This window comes from Halopiger xanaduensis SH-6, assembly GCF_000217715.1.
In the GTDB taxonomy this organism is placed as follows: Archaea; Halobacteriota; Halobacteria; order Halobacteriales; family Natrialbaceae; genus Halopiger; species Halopiger xanaduensis.
The window spans coordinates 3,375,645-3,394,630 of record NC_015666.1 but is presented as its reverse complement, the minus strand read 5'-3'; the positions used below and the strand labels follow the sequence as shown (position 1 = coordinate 3,394,630).

General features: G+C 67.2%; 20 protein-coding genes. 9 read left to right on the top strand and 11 right to left on the bottom strand.

Annotated features, from left to right (window positions below; genetic code table 11):
* Nucleotides 1-38 precede the first annotated feature (38 nt).
* Together HALXA_RS16480 and HALXA_RS16475 are read left to right on the top strand one after the other, a co-directional pair.
* The gene (locus HALXA_RS16480) at nt 39-848 is read left to right on the top strand and encodes a DUF7388 family protein (RefSeq protein WP_013881531.1); all 810 of its coding nucleotides are present in this window, start codon (nt 39-41) and stop codon (nt 846-848) included.
* Nucleotides 849-1,001: 153 nt separating this feature from the next.
* Nucleotides 1,002-2,264: an NAD(P)/FAD-dependent oxidoreductase gene (locus HALXA_RS16475; protein WP_013881530.1), complete on the top strand. Its 1,263-nt coding sequence runs from the start codon at nt 1,002-1,004 to the stop codon at nt 2,262-2,264.
* A gap of 8 nt (nt 2,265-2,272) precedes the next feature.
* Here HALXA_RS16475 and HALXA_RS16470 read toward each other — a convergent pair whose 3' ends face one another.
* Nucleotides 2,273-2,773: an Hsp20/alpha crystallin family protein gene (locus HALXA_RS16470; RefSeq protein WP_013881529.1), complete on the bottom strand. Its 501-nt coding sequence runs from the start codon at nt 2,771-2,773 to the stop codon at nt 2,273-2,275.
* 189 nt (nt 2,774-2,962) lie between these two features.
* Nucleotides 2,963-3,121 (bottom strand): DUF7559 family protein, encoded by a 159-nt coding sequence (locus HALXA_RS22220; protein WP_013881528.1) that lies wholly within the window; start codon nt 3,119-3,121, stop codon nt 2,963-2,965.
* 149 nt (nt 3,122-3,270) lie between these two features.
* Between HALXA_RS22220 and HALXA_RS16465 the strand changes: the two genes are divergently transcribed.
* Both HALXA_RS16465 and HALXA_RS16460 read left to right on the top strand, forming a co-directional pair.
* Nucleotides 3,271-5,019, top strand: a complete 1,749-nt coding sequence (locus tag HALXA_RS16465) for a radical SAM protein (protein WP_013881527.1) — start codon at nt 3,271-3,273, stop codon at nt 5,017-5,019.
* Nucleotides 5,020-5,160: 141 nt separating this feature from the next.
* Nucleotides 5,161-5,568, top strand: coding sequence for a TRAM domain-containing protein (locus HALXA_RS16460; RefSeq protein ID WP_013881526.1), 408 nt, complete (start codon nt 5,161-5,163; stop codon nt 5,566-5,568).
* Nucleotides 5,569-5,749: 181 nt separating this feature from the next.
* Here the strand turns inward: HALXA_RS16460 and HALXA_RS16455 are convergent, their stop codons facing one another.
* On the bottom strand, nt 5,750-6,517 hold the full coding sequence (locus HALXA_RS16455; protein ID WP_013881525.1) for a heptaprenylglyceryl phosphate synthase: 768 nt from the start codon (nt 6,515-6,517) through the stop codon (nt 5,750-5,752).
* Nucleotides 6,518-6,684: 167 nt separating this feature from the next.
* Between HALXA_RS16455 and HALXA_RS16450 the strand changes: the two genes are divergently transcribed.
* Nucleotides 6,685-7,086: a hypothetical protein gene (locus HALXA_RS16450; RefSeq protein WP_013881524.1), complete on the top strand. Its 402-nt coding sequence runs from the start codon at nt 6,685-6,687 to the stop codon at nt 7,084-7,086.
* A gap of 99 nt (nt 7,087-7,185) precedes the next feature.
* On the opposite strand, the gene HALXA_RS16445 is transcribed toward HALXA_RS16450, so the two are convergent.
* From HALXA_RS16445 to HALXA_RS16435, 3 genes are all read right to left on the bottom strand, one after another.
* Nucleotides 7,186-7,944 (bottom strand): YkgJ family cysteine cluster protein, encoded by a 759-nt coding sequence (locus HALXA_RS16445; RefSeq protein WP_013881523.1) that lies wholly within the window; start codon nt 7,942-7,944, stop codon nt 7,186-7,188.
* 73 nt (nt 7,945-8,017) lie between these two features.
* On the bottom strand, nt 8,018-8,839 hold the full coding sequence (locus HALXA_RS16440; protein ID WP_013881522.1) for an MBL fold metallo-hydrolase: 822 nt from the start codon (nt 8,837-8,839) through the stop codon (nt 8,018-8,020).
* A 122-nt stretch (nt 8,840-8,961) separates the two neighbouring features.
* Nucleotides 8,962-9,243, bottom strand: a complete 282-nt coding sequence (locus HALXA_RS16435) for a MarR family transcriptional regulator (RefSeq protein WP_013881521.1) — start codon at nt 9,241-9,243, stop codon at nt 8,962-8,964.
* A gap of 224 nt (nt 9,244-9,467) precedes the next feature.
* Between HALXA_RS16435 and HALXA_RS16430 the strand changes: the two genes are divergently transcribed.
* Entirely contained in the window at nt 9,468-10,175 is a 708-nt protein-coding gene (locus HALXA_RS16430) for a class I SAM-dependent methyltransferase (protein WP_013881520.1), read from the top strand.
* Nucleotides 10,176-10,363: 188 nt separating this feature from the next.
* The gene (locus tag HALXA_RS16425; RefSeq protein WP_013881519.1) at nt 10,364-11,308 is read left to right on the top strand and encodes a glycosyltransferase family 2 protein; all 945 of its coding nucleotides are present in this window, start codon (nt 10,364-10,366) and stop codon (nt 11,306-11,308) included.
* A 61-nt stretch (nt 11,309-11,369) separates the two neighbouring features.
* Here HALXA_RS16425 and HALXA_RS16420 read toward each other — a convergent pair whose 3' ends face one another.
* Genes HALXA_RS16420 through lonB form a run of 3 tightly spaced genes read right to left on the bottom strand, consistent with a single transcriptional unit; the run spans nt 11,370 to nt 15,092 of the window.
* The gene (locus HALXA_RS16420) at nt 11,370-11,723 is read right to left on the bottom strand and encodes a hypothetical protein (RefSeq protein WP_013881518.1); all 354 of its coding nucleotides are present in this window, start codon (nt 11,721-11,723) and stop codon (nt 11,370-11,372) included.
* Nucleotides 11,724-11,771: 48 nt separating this feature from the next.
* A complete protein-coding gene (locus HALXA_RS16415; protein ID WP_013881517.1) occupies nt 11,772-12,854 on the bottom strand; it encodes a CPBP family intramembrane glutamic endopeptidase in 1,083 nt (360 codons plus the stop codon).
* Nucleotides 12,855-12,875: 21 nt separating this feature from the next.
* Nucleotides 12,876-15,092: an ATP-dependent protease LonB gene (gene lonB / locus HALXA_RS16410; protein ID WP_013881516.1), complete on the bottom strand. Its 2,217-nt coding sequence runs from the start codon at nt 15,090-15,092 to the stop codon at nt 12,876-12,878.
* A gap of 243 nt (nt 15,093-15,335) precedes the next feature.
* Here lonB and HALXA_RS16405 point away from each other — a divergent pair, with 243 nt between their 5' ends.
* Together HALXA_RS16405 and HALXA_RS16400 are read left to right on the top strand one after the other, a co-directional pair.
* Nucleotides 15,336-15,854, top strand: a complete 519-nt coding sequence (locus HALXA_RS16405; protein WP_013881515.1) for a nicotinamide-nucleotide adenylyltransferase — start codon at nt 15,336-15,338, stop codon at nt 15,852-15,854.
* A gap of 143 nt (nt 15,855-15,997) precedes the next feature.
* On the top strand, nt 15,998-16,867 hold the full coding sequence (locus HALXA_RS16400; protein ID WP_013881514.1) for an SAM hydrolase/SAM-dependent halogenase family protein: 870 nt from the start codon (nt 15,998-16,000) through the stop codon (nt 16,865-16,867).
* A 53-nt stretch (nt 16,868-16,920) separates the two neighbouring features.
* On the opposite strand, the gene HALXA_RS16395 is transcribed toward HALXA_RS16400, so the two are convergent.
* Nucleotides 16,921-17,310, bottom strand: a complete 390-nt coding sequence (locus tag HALXA_RS16395; RefSeq protein WP_013881513.1) for a HalOD1 output domain-containing protein — start codon at nt 17,308-17,310, stop codon at nt 16,921-16,923.
* 114 nt (nt 17,311-17,424) lie between these two features.
* Nucleotides 17,425-18,969 (bottom strand): thermosome subunit alpha, encoded by a 1,545-nt coding sequence (thsA, locus tag HALXA_RS16390; protein WP_049895345.1) that lies wholly within the window; start codon nt 18,967-18,969, stop codon nt 17,425-17,427.
* Nucleotides 18,970-18,986 lie beyond the last annotated feature (17 nt).

Below are 18,986 nucleotides of genomic sequence, written 5' to 3'. Positions count from 1 at the left end.
GATACCGAGAGCAGTCGCGTCGTGCGAGGTGAGTCTCAATGCTAAGCCCGGGTACCAGCGCCGACGAGAGTAAGAGTACCGTCGCCCGCGCCGGACTGGATGCGATCGCACTCAAACCGGCCGAATGTGACGTCTCCGCCGCCGCGTCGATTCCCGCCGAGACCGTTGCGATCGACTACGAGGGCCGCGAGTACCTCCCGGACCCGGAGACGCTCGAGACCCTCGCGAGCGACGGCGACGCCGAGGTGCTGGTGACCACGCCCGTTCGGGCCGACGGCTTCGACCCGCTGGGCGACGACTCGCTGTCGCGGGCGTTGCCCGACGCCGTCGGCCGCGTCCTGGTTGCGGGCCACCCCGCGTACCTCACCGACGAGGAGTGCGAACGGGCCGTTGCACCCCGCCTCGGCGCCGCCCTCGAGGACGAGCCCGGCGCCTGGGTCGGCACCGAGAACGTCGAGCGGATCGCGATGGCGACGGGCGCAACCCAGTACGATCTGCTCACGCGGACGACCGAACGCGAACTCCGGGCGCTGCGGGCGGCCGGCTTCGCGGGCGACGTCGCGGTCTACGCGCCGACCGTACTCGCGGACGACGAGGACGCGATCCTCGACGCCGTCGGCGCGTACGTCGCACGCCGCCGGCCCGTCGCTGAAAAATTGCCCGACGACGCGCCGACCAACGCGAGCGCGAGCGGTCGCGCCCGCGACGTGCTGCTCGAGGCCGCGACCGACTACGCGCTGGTCGGCTCCGAAGCCGGCGTCCGCGAGCAAGCCGAGGCGCTGCGTGAGGCCGGCGCGACGACGATCGTCGGCTACCCGGCGCGGGGACTCGAGGCCTTCGCCGAGTAACGCTTCAGCTCGACCGCGGTTTGCTTCAACCGATATCGTCAGAGAGTATAAGTCGCTTCGACCGACAGGGGTAGCTATAGCTATGACTGGAGTCGACGAGGACGCGGCAGCGGCCGGCACCGCGGGCGACCCGCGGCGGCCGGGTGATGCCCGATGAGCGGCGACGAGACGTCCGGACCGGGCGTCGGACCCGCCGCGGACGACGATCCCGAACTCGCCGTCGGCGCCGACGCGTTCACCGAGCAGGGCGCGGGCCTCGAGGTCGCCGTGGTCGGCGCAGGCGCCATCGGCGCGACGGCGGCCTACGACCTCGCCCGCGAGGGCGCGGACGTGACGCTGTACGACCGCGGTCCGGTCGCCGGCGGCTCGAGCGGGCGCGCCGCGGGGATCTGCTACGACGCCTTCGCGGATCCGCTCGACGCCGAGATCGCGGGCGACGCGATCGAACGCTTCCGAGCGCTGTCGGGGGACGACACCTTCCCGTTCGTCGAGTGTCCCTACGTCTGGCTCGCCCGCGAGGGCGACGACGAGCGTGCGACTGCCATCCGCGAGCAGGTCGAACGGATGCAGGCGGAGGGCGTCGTCGCCCTCGAGATGGACGCCGACGCGCTGGCGGAGCGGTTCCCCGCGCTTCGAACGGACGACGTCGAGGTCGCCGCCATCGCGGGTGCGGCGGGCTACACCGATCCCGCCAAGTACACGGCCTGTCTCGCCGCCGCAGCCGACGGCGCCGGCGCGACGCTCGCGCCCGAAACGCCGGTCGAGGTGCGGACCGATCCGTCGCGAGTCGTGCTCGAGGACGGGACGGAGCGGGAGGTCGACGCCGTGCTCGTGGCGGCCGGTGCGCACACGAAGCGGGTGCTCGCGGACGCCGGCGTCCCGATCGCGATGAAGCCGTACCGGGTACAGGCGTTGGTCGCGACCGTCGACGGGAAGGGCGGCGGGAGCGGGGCCGGTGCGGCCGGACTCGAGGAGCCGACCTGCTACGACGCCACCGGCGGCTTCTACGTTCGGCCCCACCCCGACGGCATCCTCGCCGGCGACGGTACCGAGGAAGTCGAAGCCGATCCGGACGAGTACGAGCGCGACGCCGATCCCGACTTCCCCGCGGACCTGCTCGAGCGCGTCCGTCACCGGTTCCCCGACCGCGAGTTCGACGTCGATCGGTCGTGGGCCGGACTCTGTACGGCGACGCCCGATCGCGATCCGCTCGTGGGTCGACTCGAGGACGGACTCTACGTCGTGACGGGGTTCCAGGGCCACGGCTTCATGCGCGCGCCGGCGATCGGCGCGCGCATCGCGGAGGAAATACTCGGCGGCGACGGGATCGACGCCTTCGATCCGACGCGGTTCGACGGCGACGAAGAATTCGGGATTACCGAGGGGATGACGATCGACTGGGTGGACGAGCCGTAGTCGGACGGTCAGTCGTCGACGGTGACCTCTTCGGTTTCGGTGCCGGTTTCGGATCGGTCGGCGGCGGATTGACTGTCGGCGTGATCGGTGCTGATGGTATTGTCGTCAGCCTCGTCGGTCGCGTCGCCCGTCGAGTCGGCTTTCGGAATCTCGATCCGAACGGTTCCGCTCTCGGTCAGCGTCGCCGTCCCCGCGTCGGGGTTGACGAGCGCGTCCGCGGGCAGCTCGGCCTCGCCCTCGAGTTCCATTCCGCGGCCGGGGAACCGCATCTCGTACCCCTCGCGGAACTCGCGGAACCGTTCGATGTGGATTTTGACGCTGCCACTCAGGTATCGGACCTGAACGTCCTCGGGTTCGGCTCCGGGCGCGTCGAAGACGACGAGGTACGCCTCGTCGTTCTCGAGGACGTCGACGGGCAGCGAGCGGTGGCGCTGTACCTGACCGTTCGCGCGCCCGACCTGCCGGTAGAGCGCGTTACCGACCGATCGACCGAGGTCTTTGAGGGTCACTTCCCCTCACCCCCGGCGCGCGCGCTGCGCGCCGGCATCGAAGCGGAAGCGGGAACGGGAACGCGGCGGAAAACGTGGCAGTACGCGATAGGCATGTCCGGATATCACGGTACGTGAGCCACGTTCTTATTGGTTGTGATGCGAAAAAATAAACGTCTGACGAACGACTGACGCGAGGACCGACTGCCCTCAGAGTTCGACGACCTCTAGACAGTCCGTCCCGCCGCAAACGGGACAGGAAAGCTCCGACACGTCGAAATCGTCCGGCACGTCGTACGTGTAGTGGTTCTCGAACAGGTCGAGAAAGCAATCGTCGTCGGTGCACACGATCTCTTCCGTCGGTGGCATGTTCGATACTCCGCGTGCCGAACTAATCAACATTCGGCTCGAGGCGAAGCCGTGTGGCTCCTCGCGGCGACGTTGCCGGGGTCGGCACCCGCCCGTCGCCCCGCGCCCGTGTAGTCACCGTTTTACTACTCGAGGCGCTATCGCTCCCTATGACTGACCCCGAGACGCTGTCGGTGACGATCGTCGACGGCTACGTCGACGAACCCGCGCACTTCGGGGTGCCGCCGTACATCTCGACGTACCCGCGCTACGCGGCCGGCGCGCTCGTCGACGCGGGCGTCCCCCGCGAGCGAATTACGTACCACACGATCGACGGCCTGCGCGACGAGCCCGACCGCTGGCGCGACGTCGACGAGGCCGATCTGCTGATCTACCTGGGCGGGATGACCGTCCCCGGGAAGTACGTCGGCGGCACGCCGGCCGAACCCGACGAGGTGCGCAAGCTCGCCTGGACGGCGAGCGGCACGAGCCTGATGGGCGGCCCCGTCAAGTTCGGCGTCGGCGACGAGAACGCCGGTGCCACCGAAACCGAACGCCAGGATTTGGACTTCGACTTCGTCGCCAAGGGCGACGTCGAGGCGGCCGTCCACGACCTCGTCGAGAGCGGCCTCGAGGGCTTCAACAATCGGATGCGCGACGTTGACGAGGTCTCTCGGTGGGCCCAGGAGGGTGCCTTCATCGTCGAACAACACCCCAACCATCCGGACTATCTCATCGCCGAACTCGAGACCTCCCGCGGGTGCGCCTACCGCTGCTCGTTCTGTACGGAGCCGCTGTACGGCAACCCCTCGTTCCGGCCCCCGCCGACGGTCGTCGGCGAGGTCGACGCGCTCTCGGACTACGGCGTTCGGCACTTCCGGATCGGCCGACAGGCAGACATCCTCGCGTATGGCGGCGACGGCGAGGCGCCGAACCCCGACGCGCTCCGCCAACTCTACAGCGGCATCCGCGAGGTCGCGCCCGATCTCGAGACGCTCCACCTCGACAACATGAACCCCATCACGATCGTCGAGTGGCCCGAGAAGTCCCGCGAGGGGATCCGGATCATCGCCGAGCACAACACGCCCGGCGACACGGCCGCGTTCGGCCTCGAGTCGGCCGACCCGCTCGTTCAGGAGGAGAACAATCTCAACGTCAGCGCCGAGGAGTGCTTCGAGGCGGTCAAGATCGTTAACGAGGAAGCCGGCTGGCGACCCGGGGAGGAGCCCGCGGACGCGCCCACCTTCGGCGACGACGCGCCGCGCCGGCTCCCCAAACTCTTGCCCGGCATCAACCTCCTGCACGGGCTCAAGGGCGAGCGCGAGGAGACCTACGAGCGCAACATGGACTTCCTGCAGCGGGTCTACGACGAGGGCTACATGCTCCGCCGCGTAAATATTCGGCAAGTGATGGCCTTCGCCGGCACCGACATGAGCGATACCGGCGCCGAGATCGCCAAGGAGCACAAGAAGCTGTTCAAGCGCTACAAGCGGCGGGTCCGCGAGGAGATCGACAACCCGATGCTCCAGCGCGTCGCGCCGCCGGGAACCGTGTTGCCGAACGTCCACCTCGAGTACCACGAGGACGGCCGGACCTTCGGCCGCCAACTGGGAACGTACCCGCTGCTGGTCGGCATCCCGGGCGAGCGGGAACTCGGGCGGACGATCGACGTGGCCGTCGTCGACCACGGCTACCGCTCGGTGACCGGCGTCCCGTACCCGCTCGACCTCAACGACGCGTCGATGGACGAACTCACCGCGATCCCGGGCATCGGCGACCGGACCGCGGGCGACCTCGTCATCAACCGGCCCTACGAGTCCGTCGCGGACGCCGATGCGGACGCGAACGTGGGAACGGACCTCGATCTTTCGCGGTTCGCCACGGCGACGCAGGGCCGAAAACAGGAGCCCGTGAATTGAACGATCCCGGACCCGTCCCCGGATTTACTCGAGTCGAATCGTTCGTTCGGGCGGGAAGCGCCGGATTTTCTCGGTGATTCTGACCGTCGGTCGGTAGTTCTATTACGGAGGGGACGCAGAGACGGAAGTGAGGGTCTACCTGTGGAAATATCTGAAAAACTCCTGTGTCTGTTCAGTACGGACGTATCAGCAGAGGAGGATCGGTACGTCATCGAGGTACCGCGTCAGGAAGTTGAAACCGGCGACATCGATCCGGGCGAGGTCTACCGTGTCGCACTCATCTCGCGCGACGAGGCGGGCGAGGCCGACACCGAGACGTCGGCTCAGCCACAGAGTGCGCCGTCGGAACCGCAACCGCCAGTCGACGTGGGCGAAACGCGCTACGTCGAGATCGAAGACATCGGCAAACAGGGCGACGGGATCGCCCGCGTCGAGCGCGGCTACGTCATCATCGTCCCGGGCGCCGACGTCGGCGAGCGCGTCAAGATCGAAGTCACCGAGGTCAAATCGAATTTCGCCGTCGGCGAGATCATCGAGGAGACCTTCTAACAACGAACTTTTTACTCGGGTCCTCGCGCGCCGCAGGCGCGCTCGAACCCGACCAAAAAACGTCGCTGAAAAAGTCCGATCGCGCCTACAGGCGCCTCGAGGAAACGGCGCACAAAGCGCGCCGTACGCTCCCGTCCATTCCGTCTCCTCGCTCTCCCGTCGTCTCCGCCCGCAGCGTTAGCTACCGGTTCGGGATCGTCTCGCGGAACGTCTCCGGATCGTCGTGGAAGCAGTCACCGACGACGATCGCATCCGCACCGGCCGCGAGGATCTCGTCGGCCTTCGCCGCGCTGTCGATCCCCCCGCCGTAGAACAGCGCCGTGTCCTCGAGGTACCTCGCGGCGGCTTGGACGTCTTCGGGACCGCCGTACGTCCCGGAGTATTCGACGTAGAAGATCGGAAATCCGTAGAGTGATTCCGTCGCGAGCGCCGCGCCGGCGACCTGCTCAGGGGAGTACGCCGCTTCGACGCCGGCGCGATTCGCGGCGGCCGACGAGAGGTGCTGGATGACGTAGCCCTCACCGATCACTTTCTCCGTCAGATTCGCAACGGCGTCGATACCCTTCGATGCGACGAGATCGCCGATTAGCGGGACGCTCGAACCGAGAAGTTCGTCGGGTTTCTGGCCGACTTCGGCGAAGAGATCGACGTGTTTGCCGACGAAGTGCTCGCGGTCGCCGTTGTAGACGGCGGCGATCGAGAGGTAATCGACGGCGTCGATCGTCTCAGTCGAAACGTGATCCGATCGGTACGGCTCCTGAAAGATCGGAAGGTCGGGGAACGACGCGTCGATCGCCTCGATCGTCTCGAGCGTGTTCTCGGCGGTGACGCCGTCGGAGCCGCCGACGATCACGAGGTCGGTCCCCGTGAGCGGTTCGAGGTCCGAGGGGAGCGGCTTCGCCGGGTCAATCTTCGTCGCGTGGGTGGTATTATCCCACTCGATATCCATACGTTCGCTTCGGCGGGACGTGTCAACTGATTTTCGATAGATCGCGCGACGACAATACTGCCGAGCGAACGGAGTAGCGACGACCGGCTGCGATCGATCGAATTACCGAAAAACGGGTCAATCGAACGACAAGCAGAAACGGATGCACGCCCTATATTGAAAGTGTTATGGGCGAAACCGACCGCGACGGCACGTTAGTACTGGCAGAACGAACGGCGGGACTCGCGGCGGGCATCAGCGCCTTCGTCATGGTCTCGGTGGCCGTGTTTACCATCACCGGCTGGATGGGAATCCACAACTTCCTGATCGGAGCGACGATGAGCGCGCTCGCGTCGATTCACGCGGTTCGGATCAGCCAGGACAAGCCGATCATCGTCCTCGCCGGCCTGTTGGCGCTGCTCGGGATCTGGACGGCCGCGGCGCCGTTCGTCTTCGGCGTCAGCCGCCCGCTCGTGTTGCAGGTCAACGGCGCGGCCGGCATCCTCGTCGCGATCCTGTCTCTCGTCAGCGCGTACGGGATCTTGCAGACGTCGCGTTCCGAACGTACGACGACGTCAGCGGGCGCATAACCGATTTCCGTCGCCGCTCCGTGTTTCCGTACCGTACGAGCCCGTTCCGATAGCTGTCGGACTCGAGGCCGGCCGCCGAGCGCGAGCGAAACGAAGCGGTTAGCGACGGTCCGTCTCCGAACCCGCTCCCGCTTCCGTCTCGAGCGGCGTCCCGTCGATCCGCTTCGCGCCTTCCGAGTCGTGAACGACGACCTCGCCGGGGTCGGGATTGGCGGGTTCGTACTCGTCTCGAACCGCGATCGCTTCCTCGAGTTCGCGGACGGCTCGCTCTTTCAGCGTGCGGGCGAGAGCCGCGGCGTCTTCGCGGGAGATGTCCCGGCCGAGTCCCTCGCACTCGTGGGCGCGGACGACGCCTTCTTCGTCGACGGCTTCACCCATCGGCTGACTGGTCCCGGCCAAGGCGACGCTGAAGGGGTAGGTGCGACAGATCAGCGGCCTGTCCTCGTGGGCGACGCAGGCACCCGTGCCGTCGTCGTCCTCGGCGTAGAAGACGCAGTCGCCGCAGCCGTCGGTCTGGAGTGCCCACTCGAAGGTCTCGCCCTCGAGGCCGTCGTCGCCTTCCGAGAGGCCGTACGGCATCGGCCGCGCGACGTCGCGCCACTCGCGGTCGTCGGCCGGCGGAACCAGATCCGTTTTGCCGATCGTCGCCGCGGCGCCGGGCGAGTCGGCGTCGACGGCCGCGTCCTCGAGCCGGCGCACTTCGTCGGGGAAGACAGTGGCCGTGTGTTCGTCGTCGCCGTGGCCCGTACAGCAGGCGCCACAGCGGGTACACTCGAAGCCGATCGACTCGATCGCGTCCGCGAGGTCGTCGACCGACAGCTCCCGCGCCGCTTCGAGTTCGGCCTCGAGCGATTGCACGGGTCGATCGAGGTCCCGACGAAAGAAAAGTCAGTCGCTGTCCGCTCGGTTTCAGTCCAGCGCCGTACCCGGTTCAGACGAGCGCTCGCTCGCCGTCCCACTCGAGGCGGTCTTCGACGGCGAGTTTCTCGAGGTGCGCGACGACCGTCGCTTTTGCGAGGTCGCGGACCCCGGTCAGGTCCTTGTCGTACGCGGCGTCCAGGATCTGCTCGAGCGTCCCTGCACCGCCCGCGACCGCCTCGAGGATCCGCCGCTCGCGCTGCCGGCGGTGGTCGAGGAGGCGCTCGAGCGTCTCTCGCGGCGCGTCGATCGGCGGCCCGTGGCCCGGATACAGTCGCGGCGGATCGATCGCGCGCAGTCGACGAAGGGTCGTCAGGTACGCGCGCATGTCGCCCTCCGGCGCGGTCACGGCGACGCTGCCGTCGCGGACGGCGCAGTCGCCACAGCAGATCGGCCCGTCGCGGCCGGCCTCGAGGGCGACGTGGTCGGGCGCGTGACCGGGCGCGTCGAGGACGCGAATCCGCTCGTCGGCGCTTCCCGCTCGCTCGTCTCCGTCTTCCTCCCTCTCGAGTTCGATGATCGTCCCGGCCCGTAGCTCGCGATCGGGTTCGACGCCGGTTGCCGCTCGGAAGCGGTCCGTCCGGCCCGCTCTGGCCCAGACGGTCGCGTTCGTCTCGGCGGCGTAGGCCGCGACGGCGCCGACGTGGTCCGGATGGGCGTGCGTAACGACGACGTGTTCGATCCTCGCGTCGGCGACCAGTCGATCGAGTGCGTCCGATCTCTCGGCGGGGTCGACGAGCGCTGCCGGATCGCGGCCGAGGACGTACGCATTCGTCTCGCCGCCCGGCGCACTCGTTCCGGACGGCAACGATACGGAACAGCGACGGATCTCCATGCGTCGCAGTTACGGCGGGCAGAAAATGAAACTGCGTATCGGAGTCGAAACCGGTTTCGACCCCGACCCCCGTGTCACCCCTCGAGACACGAGCAGTTGTATCCGCGTCCGCGTTCGGGAAGCTAGTGTTTCAGGTAGTACACTTGCTTGCGGGCGTCGCGGAAACTGTAGCGGGAACCGACGAGGTCGACGTCCTCGAGCCGATTGAGGGCGTAGCGGACGGTGCGATCGGGAAGCAGCGATTCCTCGGCGAGCTGGCCCTGTGAGAGCGGTGAATCGGTCTCGAGGACTTTCGCGACGAGCTTCGCGCTCGGCGGCAGGTCGCGAAGGCGGTCGCGGTATTCCTCCTCCGACAGCGTCTCCTCGGCAGCGACGTCGCGGTCCTCTGCGGTACTCATGCTCATACCACACTCGGCGGCCCGATAGCTGGTAAAGCTTCCCTATATGTGGATACGAATACTGTAGTTTGTATAAGGGATATTAATGTGATCAGTGAGCACTATCATCGAACCGCACGTATTACGATCGCGTCGTGCTACCGAGGTGCCGATCGACGGATCAGATGCCGGACCTGTCTCGATAAAGTCCAGTATCGTTTTATCCTCCGGCTACTGTAGTTGCGCCCAGTGTGAAAGGACAGGAGTGGTACCAAGCCGACGACGTCGCCGAGGAGTACGACGATAAGCGCTTCTCCAAGGGCGGACAGCTGATCGACCGCCGCGAGAAGCAGGCGGTCCTCGAGGCGATCATGCCGGTCGAGGATCGATCGATCCTCGAAATCGCCTGTGGTACCGGGCGATTTACGGTGATGCTGGCCGAGCAGGGCGCCGACGTCGTCGGACTCGACATTTCGGCGGCGATGTTACAGCAGGGGCGGACGAAAGCCCGGAACGCAGACCTCGCGGGAACCCTCGAGTTCCTGCGCGGCGACGCCGGACGGCTGCCGTTCCCCGACGATCACTTCGATACGGTCATCGCGATGCGCTTTTTCCATCTCGCGGACGATCCCGAGGCGTTCCTCCGGGAGATGCGCCGGGTCTCGCGCGACCAGATCGTCTTCGATACGTTCAACCGCTTCAGCGCCCGCAGCATCTACAACTGGGCGCTGCCGATGGGGTCGCGTCTCTACTCGAAGAGCGAGGTCAGCGAGTTGCTCGCGAAGACGAACCTGACGCTAGTGGACGTGGAGGACGACTTCCTCGCTCCGTACGGCCTCTACCGGGCGATCCCGAACGCGCTCGCGTCGCCGATCCGAGCGATCGACGAGGCGATCGGCGGCCATCCGGTTACGGATCACTTCGCGTCGGTCTCGTACTGGAATACGAAGCTTCGCTGAGGGGCGGGCCGGTTGTCGGTTCGTCCGGTTCAGCTGCCGATTCGTGCTGCTCGGGCAACCGTCCGAGCCGCTGCTCGGTCGCTCGAGACCGCCATTCGACGGGTCGACGTCGAGGGCGACGAGACCGTGTCTCAGGATCGCCGTCGAACCCATCCTATTTTTACGCTCGAGCGGGTCTACTGTGATATATGCAGCTCTCGGTAGTCGTCTCGACGCTGAACGACCGAGAGCAGTTACTCTCGTGTCTCGACGCGCTCCGCGAGCGAACGCCGCCCTCGACGGAGGTGATCGTCGTCAACGGCCCCTCCTCGGACGGCACCACCGGGGTCGTCCGCGAACGAACCGACATCGACGTCCTCGTCGAAATTTCCGAGCGGAACCAGAACGTCTCCCGGAACGCGGGGCTCGAGGCTGCGACCGGCGACGTCGTCGCGTTTCTCGACGGCGAGTACACGATCGAACAGGGGTGGTACGGCGCTATCGAACGGCACCTCGGGGACGCCGATGCCGACGAGAATCCCACCGTCGACGTCGTCACCGGCCCCGTTACCGGCGAAGCGCGGTTCGACGACGTCGACGATCCGCGGGAATCGCGAACGGTCGCCGGCCGCGACGTTACCCTCTTCGACGGCGACAACGTCGCGTTCGACCGCACCGTCCTCGAGGCGTTAGACGGGTTCGACGAGTACCTCGAGACGGGCGGCGCACGGGACTGCGCCCACCGGGTCGCGGCGCTGGGGTTCGAGGTCGACTGGGCGATGGAGATGGCCGTCCGTCGGGACGTCGGCACCGACGGGGGAACCGCCGAACGCGACTGGGGAGCGGCCTACCGATCGCTGGCCTACCGACTCGCGAAGAACTACGGGTTGCGGCCGACGGTGCTCGCGCGAACGGCCGGCAGTGCGCTCCGAGACGGCGTCACGAGCGTCCGGGGCATCCTCTCCGGCGATGCGACGCCGACGGGCTGGCTCTCGAACGGGATCGACGTGGTCACGAACGTCGGCGGCGGGCTCCGGGACGGCGTTCGCGCGCGCTACACCGACCGGTCGACGCGGCGGAATCCGAACGGCGTCTCGGTTCGCCACGATCGGGCGGTTCGCGTGTACGATCGGCGCGAAGGCGACTCATCGTAGCTCGGCCGGTTCGTTCTCATTCCGCTCTCTAGGCACGCTCGAGTCGCGACTGCAACGTCGGCTATTCGGCCGTCCACGCGGCGTACACGTACAGGCCGACGCCGGCGAACACGACCAGCGACGAGAGGCTGTCCAGCGCCGCCGACTGCGAAAACAGGTAGGCGAACTGGAGCACCCCGCCGACCGCGAGACAGACCGCAGCGGCGAGTACCGTCGACGACCGTCGTCCCCACCGGAGATAGAGGATCGCCCCGAGGCCGAGGGCGATCGCGCCGAAGACGAACGCCGCGGCGTACGTCGCGAGCGGTTCGTTCGCGATCGTCCCGTAGGCTACCAGCGCGAAGTAAAGCGCCACCGCGAGAAAGACCGCGCGACTGATCGTCGCCGACTCGCCGCCGAGATCGGTTCCGTCCATTCCTGCTCGAAACCGTCGGCCCCAGTCCCCTTAGCCCTTGACGTTCGCTCAGCGTTCGAGCCCGCCCGTCCACTCGAGGTCGATCCCCTCGTGGACGGCGAACTCGAGGGCGTTGATGAGGTAGTGGGCGACGACGACGACGAGGAAGCTGCCGGTGACGATGAAGACCGCCGCGAGGACGAACCCGAGCAGTCCGGTGACGACGACGCCGACCGAGCCCTGCATGCCGTGGCCGACCGCGAACGCGAGCGACGAGACGACCGCCAGCACCCACGGCGAGACGCCGAAGCCGGTCGAGACGGCACCGATCAGCGCCGCGCGAAAGAGCAGTTCCTCGAAGCCGGCGATGATCGGCAGGACGCCGAACAGGAGGACCGCCCAGCCGGCGAGCGAATCGGGCGCCAGCAGCTCACGTAACTCCTCGTCGTGGTCGAAGCCGAGCCGGGTCGCGGCCGCCGCGCCGAGTTCGTTCCCGACGTAGAGGACGAGCCCCGCCCCCGTCCCGAGCAGCAGCCCCTGACGGAGGTACGCGACGGAGAACTCGATCCCCAACGCGTCGGGCGGAACGCCCGTGTAGATCACCGCGCCGAGCAAGACGAGCGCGAACAGCCCCTGGGACAGCGCGACGTTCGCGAGCAGCATGCCGGTCGAGAGGTTGCCCGGATCGATCGCGTCGCCGGGACCGTGGCTGTGGCCGTGTCTCCGACCGTACGCCGAGCCGTTCTCGAGGCCGGCCTGCTGGCCGCCGTTCGGGCGCTCGTCGGCGCTCAGGCGTTCGTCGGACGGCCTCGAGGGATCGCCGGCTCGAGACGCCGCGTCGGTGTCGTCGGCATCGCTCTCGAACGCGTCGGCGTCGGGCAAGAGACCGGGATCGGGCTCGTCAGCGTCGGTCGCGGCGTCGAGACTGCCGGTATCGTCACCGGTGTCGCGTGGGTCTCGGTCAGCCGCAGGACCGTCGCTGGAACTGATTGCGTCGGCTCCGAAACCGTCGGCACCGTCGCGATCGCTCTCGGGCTCGGTATCGGAATCGGCCTCGGACTCGGAAAACGTCGACTGCGTCAGGTGGGATAAAACGAGCAGCAAAACGAGGACGACGCCCGTGATACCGGTGAACGCCGCCCAGTCAGCCATCGCTATCGTTATGGCGTCGGGTTACTGCGGACTCGGGTTCGACCCGCTCGCGGAGCCGACCGTCCCCTGGTTCTGTTCGAACGCGTTGGTGGTGATCGACTTGAGGCGATCGACCAGCGAGTCCTTCTTCGGTTCGCCCATCAGCGCGACGTCTAACACTTCGCTGATGTTCGCACACGGGATGATTTCGATCATCTCCTCGTACTCGTCTTCGATCATCACGTCCTGCTCGTTGGCCTTCGGGATGATGACCTTCGAGCAGCCGGCTTTCGCGGCCGCCTCGATCTTGTGGGTCACCCCGCCGACCGGGAGCACGTCGCCCCGGACCGAGAGCGAGCCGGTCATCGCGACCGACTGGTCGACCGGGATGTCCTCGAGGGCGGAGATGACGGCCGTCGCCACCGTGATGGAGGCGGAGTCGCCGTCGACGCCCTGCTGGCCGGCCTGGACGAACTGGATGTGGATGTCCTTCTCCGACAGGTCGACGTCGGAGAACTTCTTGATGATCGCGGAGACGTTCTGGACCGATTCCTCGGCCATCTCCTGCAGTTTGCCGGTGGCGATCACCTGCCCGCCGCCCTGCGCGGGCGCGATCTCGGCCATCACGGGGAGCATGATCCCGGAGTCTTCTCCCATGACGGCGAGGCCGTTGACGCGGCCTTCGACGCCGCCTTCGTTGACCTGCAGCTCGTAGTCCTTGCGGCGCTCGATGTAGTCGTCGGCGAGCTGTTGCTCGATCGAGCGCGAGCGGTCCTTGGCCTGCAGCACGTCGTCGCGGGTAGTGTACTCGCGGTCCTCGGCGCGGGCGATGTCGCCGGCGACGCGGACCAGCCCGCCGAGGCTACGGAAGTGCAGCGTGAGGTGGTTCTTCCGACCCGAGCGGCGCTTGGCCTCGAGGATGATCTCCTCGACGGCCTCGTCGGTGAAGTGGGGCAGGCGGCCGTCGCGTTCGACCTCCTGGGCGACGAACCGGGCGTACTTGCGCCGCATCTCGGGGGTGTCCTCGATGGTATCCTCCATGTAGACCTCGTACCCGTACCCCTTGATACGGTTCCGCAGCGCCGGGTGCATGTTCTCCATGGCGTCGAGGTTCCCGGCCGCGATCATGACGAAGTCGCAGGGGACGGGCTCGGTCTGGACCATCGCGCCCGAGGAGCGCTCGGACTGGCCCGTGATCGAGAACTCGCCCTCCTGGATCGCCGTCATCAGCTTCTGCTGGGTCCGGATGTCGAGCGTGTTGATCTCGTCGACGAACAGCACGCCCTTGTTGGCCTTGTGGATGGAGCCCGGTTCCACGCGGTCGTGGCTCGGGGTCTCCATGCCGCCGGACTGGAAGGGGTCGTGGCGGACGTCGCCCAGCAGCGCGCCGGCGTGGGCGCCGGTCGCGTCCTCGAAGGGCGCGGTGCGCTTGTCGCCGTTGTCGACGATCATGTTCGGCACCATCGCGTCCGTGCCGCGGGAGGTGTAGCGGAAGATCAGCCAGATGATACCCGCCGCGAGGATGCCAAGCAGAATGTTGGCGGCGAGGATCGCGTACCCGATGACGATCGCGATGATGATCCACATCAGGATCGACCGCATCTGGTTGCGCTTCCGGGCCTCTTCCTTGTGAGCGTCGATGATCTGCTCGCCCTTCCCCGCGGGAACGGTCCGAACCTTCGGCTCGTTCCCGTCGTCGGGGTTGTGGTAGACCAGCACGTCCTGCAGGTCTTCCTGGGGCAGCAGCTGGCTCATCGCCTTCGCCAGCATCGACTTCCCCGTCCCCGGGGAGCCGATCATCATGACGTGGCGGCGCTGCTTGGCCGCCTTGATGATAATATCTCGTGCCTCGTCCTGGCCGATGACCTGATCGACGAGTCGGTCCGGCACTTCGATGTCGTCTGTCGAGTCGATCTGGAGACCGCCGAGGAGATGGTCCTCGGCGTTCTCCTCGTCGATCTCGACGCCGGGGTCGACGTCGACCTCGCTGCCGAGGTCGTTGACGGTCTCGACGCCGTCGTCCGTCTCGGGTGCGGATTCGTCGACCTCCGTCGCCGGGTTCACCCCGTCGACCGGGTCGTCGGCGGTCTCGGTGTCGTCGACGTCACCACGCCGACCATCCTCCTCGAGCGACGGTCGGGCTCCCTGACGCTCCGTTTGCTCCTGCTCTCGCTCCTGCGAGCGGGTGTCCTGCTCGCTCTCCTCGGAGGCAGATGGAGCGTCTTCGGGAGGGTCGTCAACGTTCGTATCGTTACTCATAGAACTCTGTTCGGTACCTGTTTCGAAGGGATTGCGACTGATATACTTTCTCCATGCGGAGGATGGTGACAGTGGTGGAAAACGGAGCGTACAGGCGTCCACGGTCGCGTTTAGCAACATCGGTTTCGGTGCGAACTTTATACGATTAGGGTGCCCCACTAAATGTCAACTGGCGGTCGTTCGAGAATCGTTCCCGTCCGCGACTCGCCACGCTTAAGCGCCGGGGCGGAGCAGTTCTCGGCAATGACCCGCGGGTTCTACATCGGACGCTTCCAGCCGTTCCACAACGGCCACCTGAGCATGGTCGAACAGATCGCCGACGAGGTGGACGAACTCGTCCTCGGCATCGGAAGCGCCGACGACTCCCACTCCGTCCGGAATCCGTTCACCGCCGGCGAGCGGATCATGATGATCACGAAGTCGCTCGTCGACTACGACCTCGTGACCTACGCCGTCCCGATCGAGGACCTCGACCGCAACTCGGTGTGGGTGAGCCACGTCCAGAGCATGAGCCCCGACTTCGACGTCGCCTACTCGAACAACCCGCTCGTCATCCAGCTGTTCCGGGAGGCCGGCATCGAGATCCGCCAGTCGCCGATGTTCAACCGCGAGGTGCTCGAGGGCAGCGAGGTCCGCCAGCGGATGATCGACGACGGGGACTGGGAGTCGCTCGTCCCCGAGGCTGTCGTCGGCGTCGTCGAGGAGATCGACGGGATCGAGCGGATACAGATGGTCAGTAAGACGGACTCGAACGGCAACTGACGTTCCGACCGCGCTCGCGTCCCCAGGGGTCCTCCGGCGGGCCGGCCGAGTCCAATCCCGTTCTCGCCCTCATTTTTCCCGTCGGTTCCGGCGACTCGAGAGCAAACGCGCCGACTTTCAGTCCCGGTGCCGTACGACCGCACATGATCACGATCGCGTCGGACTTCGGAACCCCGTACCCGGCGGCGATGAAGGGCGTAATCCTCCAGCGGACCGACACGCGACTGGTCGATATCGCCCACGACTTCCCCCGACAGGACGTCCGGGCCGCCGCCTTCTGGCTCCGGGAGGTGCTGCCCTACTACCCGCCGGCGACGCACCTTGTGGTCGTCGACCCCGGCGTCGGTACCGACCGCGACGCAATCGTACTCCGCGCCGGCGACCACGCGCTCGTCGGCCCCGACAACGGCGTCCTGCGACCGGTTGCGAGAGAACTCGCGGGCGACGGCCCGCTCGAGGCCTACGTCATCGACGACACCGAAATCGGGCCGATCGAACCGACGACCGGGACGCCGGCACCGTCGGTGCCGTCGGCGATCGGCAGCAGTTCGGGCGAGAGTGACGGCACCGGCGCCGGCGAGGGACCCGCGAGCAACACCTTCCACGGCCGGGATGTGTTCGCGCCCGCGGCGGCCGACGTCCGCGGGACGGACCGCGAGAACCTCGAGGCGCTCGAGTACCTCTCGCCCACCTCGACCGAGGATCTCGTCGACCTCGAGTTGCCCGACGCGACGGTTGCGGACGACCGCGCAGAAGGCGAGGTGCTCGTCGTCGACGGCTTCGGGAACGTCATCACGAACGTCCCCGGCGAATTCCTCGAGGGTCGCGACAGAATTAACGCGAACGGCGAGTCGATCCCCGTCGGCGACACGTTCGCTGCGGTTCCCGAAGGGGAGCGACTCGCGACCGTCGGTAGCCACGGCTACGTCGAACTCGACGTCAATCGGGGTCGCGGGGACGACGCGTTCGGCCTCGAGCCCGGCGATCGAGTCGTGCTCGAGGGGCTCGAGTAAGCGCCGCCGTCCGACAGTGACGCCGACCGCGATCAGCGGGAATAGCCGGTCTGCTACGGTTCCGACTCCCGGTCGGACACCGGCCCCGGTGCGGCGTCGGGATCGGGGTCGATCACGATCTCGCCGTCGGCGTGGATCGTCACGCCGCACTGCGAGAAGGTAAACGACACCGTGCCGTCCCCGACTCGCGGTTCGTCCGCGCGCCAATTGGCGAACAGCGAGTTCAGCGAATCCGGATCGACGCACTCCGAGAGGGGTTCGAGGTCGTCCGGTTCGACGCCGAGTACCGACGACACCGTCAGCAACAGCGCCGTGCTCACCGGTTCGTAGGCGTCGGCGTCGCACCGCGTGTGGTACGTGCCGCGGTCGGGGTCGTAGTAGACCGTCCGTTCGGCGGTGTCGCCGACCGGCGTCGGTCGATCCGGCGGAGTTGTTCCGGACATAGTCGGAGCTATCGCATGTCAATACTTAACACTGATGGCCGTTTGATAGGTTCGGAGCTGTCGACGAGTGGTGCGGCCGCGAAGAAAACGAGCGAAAAACGGGTAACAGCGACGTTACTCGGCGGCGATGACGTCGTCGATGCGAGCGATCATCGTCGCGGCCTCGGTGGCGCTCTCGACGGCCTCGCGCTTGACGTCGGCGGGGTCGACGACGCCGTGTTCGAACGGATCGTCGATCGAGACGTCCTCGCCGCTGGTGATCAGGCCGGCGCGACCCTCGGACTCGTGGGCGGCGCGGAGGTCCACGAGCGCGTCGATCGGGTCCTGACCGGTGTTGGCGGCCAGCGTGCGCGGGACGACGTCCAGCGCGTCCGCGAAGGCGTTGACGGCGAGCTGCTTGCGGCCCTCAACGGCGGCGGCCTCCTCGCGGATCTTATCCGCGATGGCGATCTCGGTCGCGCCGGCGCCGGGGACGACCTCGCCCGAGTCGAGCGCGGTCGCGACGACGTCGAGCGCGTCGCCGATCGCGCGCTCGAGCTCGTCGACGACGTGCTCGGTGCCGCCGCGGACGAAGACGGTGACCGACTCGGCGGCCGCGCCGCCCTCGACGAACGCGAGTTCGTCGTCGCCGAAGGAGTCGGTGCGGATGCGCTCGGCCTCGCCGAAGTCGGCTTCTTCGAGGTCCTCGAGGGCGCCGACGCGGGTGGCGCCGGTCGCGGAGACGATCTGCTTGGCGTCGCTGTCGCCGAGGTCGTCGAAGACGAGGACGCCCTCCTTGGCGAGCGCGTTGGCCACGCGGTCGGCGACGTCGTCGGTCGTGAAGACGACGTCGGCGCCGCTGTCGACGACGGTCTCGGCGTAGCCCTGGAGTTCGCTCTCCTCGGCGTCGATGGCGGCGTTGAGCTGGTCGATCGAGTCGATGGCGTACTCGGCGTCGACCTCGCCGGTGCGGACGTCGAGTTCGACGTCGAGCACGGCGATCGAGGCGTCCTCGACCTCGGTCGGCATGGCGTCGTGGGCGGGCTCCTCGTCGACGACGATGCCGGGGATCAGTTCGGTCGCGTTCGAGGACGCGCCGAGCTGGGTGTGGACGTTGATGTTATCGCGCTGGACGCCCGCGTCGGTGTCGACGTGGCGGACGGCCTCGACGACCGTCTCGGCCAGCGAGCGGGCGGTCAGGCCGCCGGTCCCCTTACCGGTCATGCTGGACTCGGCGACCTGCTTGAGAATCTCGTCGTCGACGTCGGCCTCCTGTACCTGTTCGTCGATGGCCTCGAGGGCGATTTCGGCGGCCTCGTGGTAGCCCTCGACGATGGTGGTCGCATGGACGTCCTGCTCGATCAAGTCCTCGGCTTCGCCGAGCAGGTTGCCAGCGATCACGGCTGCGGTCGTCGTACCGTCGCCGACTTCCTCCTCCTGGGACTCGGCGACCTCGACGATCATCTGGGCCGCGGGGTGCTCGATGTCCATCTCCTCGAGGATGGTCGCGCCGTCGTTGGTGATGACGACGTCCCCGCCGGAGTCGACGAGCATCTTGTCCATCCCGCGCGGGCCCAGGGTCGTCCGGACCGACTCGGCGACCGCCTTGCCGGCCATAATGTTGGACGACTGGGCGTCGCGGCCCTGCGTTCGCTGGCTATCCTCGCTCATGATAAACATAGGCTGTCCGCCCATGC